Origin of the sequence: Clostridium lentum, from assembly GCF_014287815.1 — a bacterium.
GTDB lineage: Bacteria > Bacillota > Clostridia > Clostridiales > Clostridiaceae > Clostridium > Clostridium lentum.
On record NZ_JACOOQ010000005.1, the window covers coordinates 110,236 to 122,954 of the forward strand.

Annotated in this window: 12 protein-coding genes; 11 read left to right on the forward strand and 1 reads right to left on the reverse strand. The window is 27.2% G+C overall.

The window, feature by feature from the left end; all coding sequences use genetic code 11:
* Positions 1 to 37 precede the first annotated feature (37 nt).
* The 3 genes from H8R92_RS04600 to H8R92_RS04610 all read left to right on the forward strand — a co-directional run bounded on the left by H8R92_RS04600 (position 38) and on the right by H8R92_RS04610 (position 2,603).
* Positions 38 to 274: a TIGR04540 family protein gene (locus tag H8R92_RS04600; RefSeq protein WP_022211362.1), complete on the forward strand. Its 237-nt coding sequence runs from the start codon at positions 38 to 40 to the stop codon at positions 272 to 274.
* A gap of 145 nt (positions 275 to 419) precedes the next feature.
* Positions 420 to 860 carry a hypothetical protein gene (locus H8R92_RS04605; protein WP_022211363.1) on the forward strand — a complete coding sequence of 147 codons (441 nt, stop codon included), beginning with the start codon at positions 420 to 422 and terminating at the stop codon, positions 858 to 860.
* Between the two features lie 288 nt (positions 861 to 1,148).
* Positions 1,149 to 2,603, forward strand: coding sequence for a nicotinate phosphoribosyltransferase (locus H8R92_RS04610; protein WP_186834826.1), 1,455 nt, complete (start codon positions 1,149 to 1,151; stop codon positions 2,601 to 2,603).
* A 75-nt stretch (positions 2,604 to 2,678) separates the two neighbouring features.
* On the opposite strand, the gene H8R92_RS04615 is transcribed toward H8R92_RS04610, so the two are convergent.
* Entirely contained in the window at positions 2,679 to 3,203 is a 525-nt protein-coding gene (locus H8R92_RS04615) for a hypothetical protein (RefSeq protein WP_022211365.1), read from the reverse strand.
* A gap of 132 nt (positions 3,204 to 3,335) precedes the next feature.
* On the opposite strand from H8R92_RS04615, the gene H8R92_RS04620 reads away from it, so the two are divergent.
* From H8R92_RS04620 to H8R92_RS04650, 8 genes are all read left to right on the forward strand, one after another.
* Positions 3,336 to 7,544, forward strand: coding sequence for a DUF445 family protein (locus tag H8R92_RS04620; RefSeq protein WP_022211366.1), 4,209 nt, complete (start codon positions 3,336 to 3,338; stop codon positions 7,542 to 7,544).
* Positions 7,545 to 7,934: 390 nt separating this feature from the next.
* Entirely contained in the window at positions 7,935 to 9,278 is a 1,344-nt protein-coding gene (locus tag H8R92_RS04625) for an MATE family efflux transporter (protein WP_022211367.1), read from the forward strand.
* Between the two features lie 499 nt (positions 9,279 to 9,777).
* On the forward strand, positions 9,778 to 10,473 hold the full coding sequence (locus tag H8R92_RS04630) for an MgtC/SapB family protein (RefSeq protein WP_022211368.1): 696 nt from the start codon (positions 9,778 to 9,780) through the stop codon (positions 10,471 to 10,473).
* An 8-nt stretch (positions 10,474 to 10,481) separates the two neighbouring features.
* Positions 10,482 to 10,652 (forward strand): DUF6930 domain-containing protein, encoded by a 171-nt coding sequence (locus H8R92_RS13575; protein WP_374047289.1) that lies wholly within the window; start codon positions 10,482 to 10,484, stop codon positions 10,650 to 10,652.
* Positions 10,653 to 10,672: 20 nt separating this feature from the next.
* Entirely contained in the window at positions 10,673 to 10,849 is a 177-nt protein-coding gene (locus H8R92_RS04635; protein ID WP_022166739.1) for a hypothetical protein, read from the forward strand.
* 25 nt (positions 10,850 to 10,874) lie between these two features.
* Positions 10,875 to 12,032 (forward strand): flagellin lysine-N-methylase, encoded by a 1,158-nt coding sequence (fliB, locus tag H8R92_RS04640; protein WP_022211369.1) that lies wholly within the window; start codon positions 10,875 to 10,877, stop codon positions 12,030 to 12,032.
* Positions 12,033 to 12,212: 180 nt separating this feature from the next.
* Positions 12,213 to 12,422, forward strand: a complete 210-nt coding sequence (locus H8R92_RS04645; RefSeq protein WP_022211370.1) for a FeoA family protein — start codon at positions 12,213 to 12,215, stop codon at positions 12,420 to 12,422.
* A gap of 23 nt (positions 12,423 to 12,445) precedes the next feature.
* Positions 12,446 to 12,667, forward strand: coding sequence for a FeoA family protein (locus H8R92_RS04650; RefSeq protein ID WP_022211371.1), 222 nt, complete (start codon positions 12,446 to 12,448; stop codon positions 12,665 to 12,667).
* Positions 12,668 to 12,719: the final 52 nt, after the last annotated feature.

Consider the following 12,719-nt stretch of genomic DNA (forward strand, 5'->3'; position numbering starts at 1 on the left):
GTTTAATAAATTTTACTTTATGTTTAAGGAGAAAAGCATGAGAGCAGTATATAGAAATCCAAAAGAATTAGCTTCAAAAATAAAAGATTTAGTAGATACTTATTTAGAAGATATGATAACTGAAGAAAAATTTGAAGAAACTATCATGGCTATGATAGAGAGAAATGAGGATAGAGTATATAAAAATGGTTTTATGCCATCTAAGTTAATCAGTGTTATAGGTGAAGAAAGAAAAGCTATAATAGACAAAGTATATGAAAAAATGAATAAATAATATTTTTGAAGAACAGAGCAATATCTGTTCTTTTTTATAAATTTAACTATTAATTAGTATAATCATATAAATTTTAAAAATAGTTACAAAAAATATAAACAAAATTTCTTTCCTGCATAAATATATGTTATAAGGGGGATTTATTATGGGGCAGGAAAAGAAAATAAAAGACTTTAAATTTTTATGTTTAAAAAATGATTATTTTAAAATAGGTATAAGAGAAGAGAGATTGAGAAATGATATTTTGTTAGTAAAGTTTGATGATGATACCACCATCTGTAGAATGTATATGAACAATACCCATGCATATGTTCAGTTCCCTTATAATAAGACAATGTTAAATGAAATAAGGTGCAATACATGGACACTAGATAATATAGGAAGGGGTAGTGGTATCTTTCTTAAAAGCCAAAGAGATGGTAAGAGTTTTAGAGAAGTATTAAAATGGTATGACGTGAATAACAAAGGATATGATTATACAATTCATGATTCAAGAAAAGATATGATATCGAAAGAAGAATATGATAAAAAGAGGAAGCTATATATTCGCAAGCATCCATTATCCAATACAAGTTATGCAGTATAAAATAAAAAAAGCAGCACATAGCTATCTTGGATATATTAATGATACACAAATATTGTCAAACTAGTGTAAAGATGCATAATGATGCTTTTTTACGTAGGAATATTAAAAAATAGAATCCTTAGGGCAGAGTATGTCTAAGGATTTTTTGTTTATTAAAAATGTTAAAAAAATAAATCTATTTAGACATTGACTAATTATGTAAATAATAATAATATGTTAATATAAATAAAAGTTAGCAATATTATCTGCTGATGGAGGTGAATTTTCCTTTTATTATAAGGAAAAAGGATGGAGAGTATGGATTTAAAAAACGAAAGAAATTTAAGTATGTTAGTGGATTTCTACGAACTGACAATGTCTAATGGATATTATGAAAATGGATATGCTGATTCAGTGGTATATTGTGATATGTTCTTTAGAAAAAATCCTGATGGAGCAAGTTTTTCAATTGTAGCAGGTTTACAACAGTTTATAGAGTATATTAAAAACTTAAGCTTTTCAGATTCTGATATTGAATATTTAAGACAAAAGAATATATTTAATGAAGAGTTTTTGAAATACTTAAGAGATTTCAAGTTTAGTGGAGATATTTATGCAATTCCAGAAGGAACTGTAGTATTTCCTAATGAGCCACTTGTTACAGTGAGAGCAAAGGTAATGGAAGCACAATTTATTGAAACAATGCTATTATTATCAATCAATCATCAAAGTCTTATAGCTACTAAAGCCAATAGAGTTGTTACAGCAGCTAATGGCAGAGTGGTAATGGATCTTGGAGCAAGAAGAGGTCAAGGGGCAGATGCAGCTATATTAGGAGCTAGAGCGGCTATAATAGGAGGAGTGAGTGCAACAGCAACTACCATAACAGGAAAAGATTTTGGGGTAGATATAGTGGGTACAATGGCTCACTCATGGATACAGTTCTTTGGTGATGAATATAAAGCATTTGAAGCTTATGCAAAGACTTATCCAGATAACTGTATACTTCTTGTTGATACATACAGCGTTCTTAAGTCAGGAATTCCTAATGCTATAAGGATAGCTAAAGAAATATTAGAACCAATGGGTAAAAGACTAAAAGGTATAAGACTTGATAGTGGAGATTTATCATATTTATCGAAGAAAGCGAGAAAAATGCTTGATGAAAATGGATTAAGAGATTGTAAGATACTAGCTTCTAATAGCTTAGATGAATTTATCATCAGAGATCTTGTAAGCCAAGATGCTAAGATAGATATTTATGGTGTAGGTGAAAGACTGATTACAGCCAAATCAGAACCGGTATTTGGTGGAGTTTATAAGCTGATGGCTGTAGAGGAAAATGGTGAAATAGTACCAAGAATTAAACTTTCAGAAAATGTAGAAAAGGTAACTAATCCTGGTTATAAACAAGTATGGAGATTGTTTGATAAGGAAAGTAATAAGGCAATTGCAGATGTTATTACTTTAGCAGATGAAGTTATAGATGACAGCAGAGAATATGAAATATTTGATCCTGTACATACTTGGAAGAAGAAGCTTGTAGATAATTTCTATGCTAAAAAGCTTCAAGTTCCTGTATTTATAAATGGAGAATGTGTTTATGAAAGCCCAGCAGTGTTAGATATTAAAGCTTATTGTATAGAAAGTGTAAACAGTTTATGGGATGAGCAAAAGAGGTTTACTAATCCACAAGAGTATTATGTAGATTTATCATCAGAACTTTGGAATTTAAAAAATGAAATGATTAACAAATATAGCTAAAAGTAATTAATAATTTTGAACCTGCATGATTTTTTATGCAGGTTCAAATTGTTTTATTATATGGAAAAATTAAATTCAGATAGTTTTTTTATTATAGATAACTAACCTATGATAGTTTTCTATATACTCTGAAATTGCTTTATTTATTACATCATCTTCACTTAAGTCAGGATGCTTTTTTAAAAAAATATTTAAGGTATCGATTATAGAATCTTTTAAAACTATTTTTTTCTGTGATGAGGAAGTAGTTGGTAGTGTAGGGTTATTATTTTGATGATTTTGCTTATGATTTTGCAAATCGCAATTAATGTTTCTAGTTATTGTTTCCAGCTCAAATATTCTCATTTCTAAGGCATATAGCCTATCAGCAGGGGAAGAGGGTTGGGCCATAGAAGTTTTGGGAGATTTCAATACTTCTTTATGCTTTAAAAAGTTTTTTCCATTGAAGGTGTAATCATATTTTCCCATTAGAGATTTAATGGAACTTTTCTTTATGCCTAAAAGAGTGCTTATTTCATTTAAGCTGATTTTTTTATTTAATTCTAAAATATAATTTACTTTTTTAACTTCACTTAAACTATTAAATTTAATTTTATCCATAATTCACCTCGCAAAATAAAATAAAGTATATAAATATTATACCATAAAATGGAAAATGGATAATAATTTTGTGGATAAATTTTCTTTGTAGTATAATATAGTAATTAACAGTAATAAAAGGAGAGAAAAACATTGATAAATCCATTACTTTTAATACTCCAAAGTATTTCAGGAGGAGTGGCAGGATATATTACCAATAAATATGCTGTAAATATGCTTTTTAAGGAATACACTCCATTAAAGCTGGGAGGAGTAGTTAAGAAAAATAAAGAAAAATTTATAGATGAAATAAGTACTCTAGTAGAAAAAGATATTATTAATGGAAAGACATTAAAAGAACATATACATGGTGAAGAGTTTAAGAAACAGTTAGATGTAACTGTAGAAGAGTTTTGGAATAGCGGCCTTAAAGAAGCATTTAATGATGTGAAAATAAAAGATATTTCATATTTTGAAGAAAGTAAAGAAAGCATCATGGAGTTTACAGAAGCTAAAATGAAACTTATATCAGATAAACTATTAAAAAATATAGTAGATAATATAGAAATAACAGAAATTTTATCAGCAAAGCATATAGTTTATATAACAGATATTGTTTATGAAGAAATTTTAAAATACATAAAGTCTGATGATAAAGTTTCTATATTATTAAAGGATATTTATCATCAAAATAATAATTTGATATTAAAAGATATAATTAATGAAGATGTGAAAATAAAGATAGAATCTATCATAGAAGAACTTATTATAAATTCATTAGAAAATATATTTGATGATGAAGAAAAACTTTTAAATATACTGGGAAAGATATATGAAGCCATTGATATAGATGAAATAATCAATAGTTTATTTAAGACAATAGCTTCTAACACATTAAATGATTATTTTTCTCCAGTAGAAAAAAAACAAATATCTTCAGCTTTATTTGCTAAGGGATGCACCTTTATAAATTCAGATAAAGGTACTGATAGCTTAAAGAATATTTTAAATGAAATAATAAAAATAGCAAAAGAATTAGATTTTACATTATACGAATTATTGCCAGAAGAATCAGCTATTAACCTTTCAAGATTTATCGAGGAAATTACCATTAAAGTTATACCAAGCATATCACAGTGGATTAGATTTAATAAGAATGAAGTTAATGAAATTATTGAAGAATCTATAGATGAATCCATTGAAGGAATGGATGGTAGTATTAAAAGGATAATAGTGCAAAAAGTTAGGGAGAGTCTTTTTAGTGATATCTCAGAAAAAGCCAGTGTGGTAGATAAGATTATTTCTTATATAGATAAATATGAAATGAACGAAGAATCAGTAAAGAAGATATCACAAGAGATAATAACTTATTTAAAGAGTAATAAGGTGAAAGATATAATAGGTAAGCTTGAAGAAGCAAATATTATATCTGAAAGTAAAATAATGGCACTAAGTAAGCTTATTATGGAAAAGATTAATATTCATGGTGAAAAAATATTAAGCCTATTAGTTGAAGCAGTATTCTCTAAAAAAATTAGTTCTCTCATTAATGAAGAGAACATTGGTTTATTAAAAATAAAGGTGAAAGAGCAGCTTATTTTATTGATTTGTAATGAACGAAAAGAAATATTAAGTTTCTTACAGCTAAGAGTAGTTAATATTATTAATGATAAAATTAATGAAACAATAAATATGCCTGTGAAAAATCTTTTATCAGAAAAGGAATTTACAAAGTTATCAGAGAAAGCTAATAGGTCATTATTACATCTGCTAAAGGATAGCAAGAGAGAGATACTAGAACCTATAAATAGAATAATAATAAGCAAGGTTAGAGAGATAGATCTGATAAAGATAGCAGAGAACGAAAAGGAATTATTAGGAAGTTCAATGATTAATTTAATATTAACTCTTGAAGAAGAAATGATAACAAGATATTCTGAAAATACTTTAGATGAATTTATAGAGGATATATGTAATAAAGATAAATTAATATTGGTTTCAAAGGAAAAGTTATACAATTATATAGATAATAATATTGAAGAAATTCTTGATGGCAATATAAAGAATATCATTTATGATAATTTGATAAAGTTTAATGAAGATGAAATATGTGAGCTTGCTCAATCATTTATGGGAAATGAACTTAAGCCATTATCAGTATTTGGGGGCATTTTAGGGATTGTTGTTGGAGGAATTTATGGGTTGTTTTATGGAACAACCTCTATAAGTGGATTTTCAGGGAGTGTGGCTTCTACAATAATATCTTGCATTATCATGGCAATGATAGGTGTAGGCACTAATGTTATAGCTTTAAAAATGTTATTTTATCCATATAAAAGAAATAAGTTTTTAGCTAAAATACCATTTTTAAGGAAGTTTTCTTTAGGATATATTCCAGCACATAAGGATATAATGGCAAGAGGAATAGGTCATGTTATTGATGAAGAACTGTTAAACGGTGAGAGAGTAAAAATGCTATTAACCTCTAAAAAAGATATGTTTAAGGGATATCTTATTAGCAGTATATCAGAAAGTAATTACAAAGTAATCATGGATGCTATAAGAGAAAAGAAAGAGATTATAGTAGATTATTTATACGATGGAATGAAAAAAAATATAGAAAATAATAAAAAGAAAATAGCATATAAATCAGTGGAAGGTATAGGAAGTATAAATGTTGGGAAAATTTTAAAGTCAAGGTATATATCTAAAATTGTCCTTGATGCTAGAAAGTTAACAGTAATTTTTTCAGAGAAAACAGCAGATTATTTGGCTAATAAAATGAAATCTGATAAAAAATGCAAAGAATTTATCAAAGAAGAACAACTTATTAAAATAAGAGAAGATATTAATAATAGCTTAAAAAAAGTTTTGTTAAATAATGGTAAAAGTATATTAAATGAAGAAAAGATTCAAAAGATGATATTTAAAGGCGAAGATAAATATCAAACTATAATTAATAACAATTTAAGTGGGCTTATCTCTAGTGAAAAAATTGAGAGTTTAAGAAAATATATTAAAGATAAATCTATGTTATTGATATTCAATGAAAGCAAGAATTATCTTGAAAAGGGAGTTTCAGAATTTTTAGAAAAAGAAATTAATGGTGATAATACCATTGGAAATGTATTTGCTGGAAAGATAGCAGAATATATTGATAGTAATATACCTAAGCTAAGTAGATATATTATTAGCAAAGGTGAAAGTTATTTAAAAGCTAATAAAAGTAAATTTAGTGAAAAGGTAAGGGGGGAAATTACCTCAGGGCTTAATTTCCTTGAAAGAGGAGCTTATGTAATGTTTGGCGGAGATGATATAGTAAATAGGTGTATAGATACAATAATAGATATTAAAGTACCAATATTTTTAGATAATAAATACTTAGAAATTACATCATTAGTTCAAAGTACATTATCATATTCTATTTATCCTACACCAATAAAGAGTTTACAGCTTAAGGCAAAAGAAATAAATTGTAGTAAAATATTAGATAGCATTTATATAAGCCTTAATAAATCTATCTATATAAAAGAAGAGATTGAAGAGGTTATTGATGAGTCTATCAACATAATATTAAGTGAAAATCTTAAAGAGTTTCTATTGATACTAGATTTAGATTCTTTAAAAGATATCTGTTACAAATTTAATAGAGAGTTAAATAATATTATAAAGTTAAGTAATGATAATTTAGTAAAAAATCTAGAGGCTATTGTTAAGTGCTTAGATGAAATAATAGATGAAGGGTTTATACAGTCTATTAAAGAAACATCCATAAATAAAGTAATGCTAGCATTAGAAAGAAAAGATGTAGTAGAGTGTACTGAAGCAATATTGAATATAGTTGTTAATAATGAAGAGTTTGCAACGCTTATTGAAAAAATAGCAAATGAATTTTATGAAGATGTAGTTAAAAGAGTATCCTTTAATGCTATTATTGATGAAGAGTATTCTAAAGAATGTGTAGAAGAATATATTGAAGCTGCTTTTAATAGTAAAAGTTTTAATGAAGTTAATAAGGAAATAATCAATCTAATCTGTGAAGAAATAATTAATGACGGATTCAGCTTTATAAAAGAGGATACAAAAGATGATGTTATCTGTAGAGCTATTGAAGCAGTTTTAAATGTTACATTTAATAACACTAGTAAACTTTTAAAAGCTGTAAATATAAAGCAAATAACTATGGAGCAGATAGCAATAATGGAACCTAAAGAAATACACATTATGTTTAATGGCTTTGCTGGTGATTTCTTTAAAAAATTATATTTATATGGAAGTTTTGGTGCTATCTTTGGCATTAATTTATGGTTTTCAATTGCCTGGGGAATAATAGAAGAAATTAATAATAGAAGAGTAGCGTAGAGTAATATTTGGGAACATTTTCTTTTGGTGAAGATGTTCCTTTTTATTTAAAATTATATTGACAATATTAAAGGTAAAGAGTATATTATAAATGTAAATAATAGTAAAAAGTTTATTTTGTTCGCTATTCTTGGGGAAAACTGTTTTTTTATGGTCCGTAGATTTTAGCAAGGTGTATTGCTTTGTTAGTTTACGGATTTATTTTATTTAACTTTATTATTAATGGCTTTTATAAAATAAATATATAATAGAGAAAAAAATGAAAGTAAATGTAATAACTTTTAATGACAGTGAAAAAATAATTAAAAAGAATTGATAAAAATAATTAATAGATTTATGTAAAGTATGTTATTATATATGCTGGTGAAAAAATAAAAAGGAGATGGGTAAATGACAAATGATATGACAACTGGAAATCCAGTGAAGCTGATATTGCTATTTTCAATTCCACTTTTAATAGGAAATATATTTCAGCAGTTTTATAGTATGGTTGATACTATAATTGTTGGAAGATTTATAGGAGTTGAAGCATTAGCAGCAGTAGGGACAACAAGTTCTATGGTATTTTTGGTAAATGGATTTGTAATGGGGCTTACAAGTGGATTTGCAGTGCTTATTTCGCAAAAGTATGGTGCTAAAGATGAAGTAGGAGTTAAGGAAGCTGTTGCTAGTTCAATTATTTTATCAATAATAGCAACTATACTTGTTACTTTTATAAGCGTACTTTCGGCAAAGCCTCTATTAACTCTTATGAATACACCTTCAAATATAATGAAGGATGCCTCAACATACATAATTATTTTATATGCAGGAAATATAGCTATTATATTCTACAATATGATGGCAGCTATATTAAGAGCTCTAGGTGATAGTAAAACGCCTTTATATTTCCTTATAGTATCTTCAGTACTTAATATAATTTTAGATTTAGTTCTTATTATAAACTTCAAAATGGGAGTTGCAGGAGCTGCTTATGCTACAGTAATATCTCAAGGGGTTTCAGCGATTTTATGTGTAATTTATACATATAAAAGATATAAAATATTAAGGCTTAAAAAAGATGATTTTAAAGTTAAGAAAAAATATTACAGAAAACATTTAAAAGTAGGTATACCTATGGCTCTACAGTTTTCGATAACATCTATAGGAATAATGACAGTACAAAGTGCTATAAATATATTTGGTTCTACAGTAATAGCTTCTTATGCAGCTTCTTCAAAAGTATTACAATTAGTTATGCAACCAGCTACTACTTTAGGTGTAACAATGGCAACTTATTGTGGACAAAATATAGGAGCAAAAAGATATGATCGTATTAAAGAAGGAGTTAAGAAATGTGTACAAATATCTATAATTACAAGCGTGATTTCAGCTATAATACTTATTTTCTTAGGAAAATACTTTGTAATGATGTTTGTTAGCAATCCAGATGCAGAGATATTATCTTATGCACAACAGGTTTTAAATATTTCAGCAATTTTCTTTATTCCATTAGGGTTAATATTTGTTTATAGAAATGCACTGCAAGGAATAGGAGATTCATTTATTCCAATGATGGCTGGAGTTTATGAACTTGTTGCTAGAGCTATTGTAGCCTTTACATTACCTAAGGTTTTAGAATTTATGGGAATATGTTTGGCAGATCCTGTTGCTTGGTTTGCAGCAGTAATTCCACTAGCTTATACTTACTATAAAAGAGAAAAAAGTTTTAAGCATGAAAGTGAAAAAATTTAATAAAATAATATGGGAAATATTTACAATGAGTATTTATAGTAGTATAATGTTAATATAGATAAGAAAAAGGAGTCACAAAAGATGTTTTGCGACTCCTTTTTGTCTATAAACATTTAACCATATATGTGTGAAAAGGGAGGGATGCTTGGCGATGATAATATCGAATGATATAGAGTCTTTTATGAAGACTAAGGGAAAGGAGGAATGCTCAAACATTAATATTGTCCGTAAAGAAACAGGAGTTTCTTGGCACCATAGTTATATAAAGAACTATGAAGCAGCCCAGAGGGAGATGATCCAATTATCTAATCTACTGAAAAGGAGATGGTAATTAAATTTATATAGATATGGTTAAATTTTAATACTTGAAAATAATAAAATGGATAGATAGGGAAAGGAGTAGAAAAAAATCTACTCCTTTTGGTTTATATTATAAATAGCATCTCCATATAATAAGAATATAAAATGAAAAACTTAAGAAAAAAAGGGGGGAAGAAAGATGTTAAAAGAAATCATAGAAAGTGTAAGTATAAAGGTAGTTTTAGAAATTATTTTTAAGACTTTTCTTTGTGTAGTGCTTGTAGGAGCAATTGGATATAATCGAGAAAAGAAAGGTATGGTTGTAGGAATAAGAACCCATGTACTTGTAGGTATGGTTGGGCTTTTAATTCAAATAACCTCCCTTGAATATTATCGTATTAATGGAGGAAATAATGATGTATTTAGATTGGCAGGACAATATATATCAGGCATAGGCTTTCTTGGTGCAGGTACGATACTTAAGGATAAACGAAGTGTAAAGGGTTTAACTACTGCTGCTTCAATATGTCTTGCAGCATGTATAGGGCTAGCGGTAGGATCAGGTGTATACTTAGGAGCGGTTATAATAACTGTAGTATCATACATTTTTTTAACTGATATATTTAGATTAAAAAAAATAATGTCAATAAAGAGAAATTCTTATGTTTTTATTGAAGTTGAATTAACAGGTGATACAGCTGTATCTATGGAAAAAGTAAGAAATGGTTTAAAAATTGCAGGAGTTTGCATTGTTTCAATAGAAACAAGAAAAGTGTCCATAGATAAAGCAAAAATAATCTTAAAGCTCAATGTAGATGATGAAGTAGATATTAATGATATTTTATCTGAAATTACTTATATTGATGAAGTTAGTAAAGTTGAATTTATTGGATAAAATATTTACTGGATGTATCATGCAAATATGTTAGACCTAAGGAAGTAGTAGTAAGAAATTCATTTATTGAAAGTATTTTATATGATATTTGCCAAGAATGTGATATTATATTGATTAATGCTGATCTACTAAATGCAACAAATGAATTTGTATATGGTATGGCAAGATTTAAAATATAAGAAGAAAAGGAGAAATAAAAATGAGTGAAAATAACAATGTAAGATTAGGATTAATTGAATTATATAAGAATAAGGTAAGATTTTTGAATTTTACTGATGTGGAAATTAATGAAAAACATGAAAGTAAATTCTTATCAGATGAAGAGTATGAAATATTAATAAACTTCTATAATGAATATAAAAGTGAAAATAAATAATTAAATTATAAATGAGGAATAAGAAATGAAAATTAGAGTCCCAGAATACTTTAAGGATTTTAAATGTATAGCATCAAAATGTGAAGATACATGCTGTGCAGGATGGGGAATAGTAATAGATGATGTTACATATGACCGTTATAAAAATGTGCAAGGTAAATTTGGAGAAAGACTAAGAAGTGAAATAGTTCATGAAGCAGGAGAAAATATATTTGTACTTAAAGGAAATAATTGTCCATTTTTAAATAAAGAAAAGACTTGTGATATATATATAAATATTGGTGAAGAAAACCTGTGTTATACATGTCAGCAATACCCTAGATATACAGAAGAGTTTGGTTCTCTAAGAGAAATAGGAATATCACTTTCGTGTCCGGAAGCAGCTAGAATAATGCTTAATAATGATAAAAAAGTAACCTTTGAATTAAGTGAAAATGAAGAAGTAGTGAGTTCATATAATGATATAAACGCACAGCTTTTTATAGAATTACTTCAAAGCAGAAATATAGTTATGGATATGCTACAGGACAGGGATATTGATTTAAGAAAAAGAGTTGCTTTGGCACTTTTATTTGTTGATGAAATTCAAGAAAAAATAGATGAAAGTGAAATTAAGGAAATAAAGTATGTAAGAGAAAAGTATTCAGATAAGTTCTTTCTAGAAGAACTGTTAGAAAAATTGGAAGAATACAAAGATAATGAAGGTATAAAATACGATAATATACAGGAGTACTTCAATGTCTTTAGAGATTTAAAGCATATAACACCCAATGATCCCTTAGGTCTTAATGATGCCTTAAGATATTTTTGGCAAGCTGATGAAGATGAGGAATTATACATATTAAAACATAAGCAATTTGTAGAGTATTATGAAGATAAAATATATAAATTTGAAAATATCTTAGTTTACTTTGTCTTTAGATACTTTATGAAAGCTGTCTTTGATTATGATGCATTGGCTAAAATAAAGACTGCCATTATAAGTTATATGATGATAAGGGAATTAGCAGTGGTGAGATATATAGAAAATAATGAGTTCACTGATGAAGACATGGTAGATATAGCTCATACATACTCTAAAGATATTGAACATTTAGAAGAAAATATAGAAGCTTTAGCAGAACTTTTTGAAACGAATGAAGTTTTTGATATAGAAGAAATGGTAATGGCTTTAATGAATTAAAATTTACTTAAGTACTTGCTTTTGGCAAGTACTTATTTTTTGATAAAAACAATATATTTAAATATGTGTATAAAAAAAGAGAAAATTAAGATAAGTATTGACATGTTATAGAAATAGGTATATACTAATAATATAGTAAATGAAAATGATTATCAATGTTAAGGAAGAGGATGATTAAAGATGCCTTTATCAATGGTTAAGAAAGGTGAAGCTAATATAATAAAAAAAATTGGTGGTAAAGAGGACACTAAAAAATTTTTAGGTAATATAGGGTTTGTTGTAGGTGCTGCAGTTACAGTTATATCTGAAATAAAAGGTAACATGATTGTGGAAGTTAAGAATTCAAGAGTAGCAATTGGTAAGGATATGGCTAATAAAATTATAGTATAAATTTAAAGATAGAAGGGATAAATATGACAAGTTTAAGAGATATAGCGTGTGGAAATACTGTAAAAGTTAAAAGAATAGTTGGTGCAGGACCAGTAAAGAGACGTATTATGGATATGGGAATTACAAAAGGTATAGATATATATATAAGAAAGGTAGCACCTTTAGGAGATCCTATTGAAGTTACAGTAAGGGGATATGAACTGTCACTTCGTAAAGCAGATGCAGAAATGATTGAAGTTGAATAATTTTTATAAATAATTAATGATAATTATTTTAGTTGTTAATTGAAATATTTTG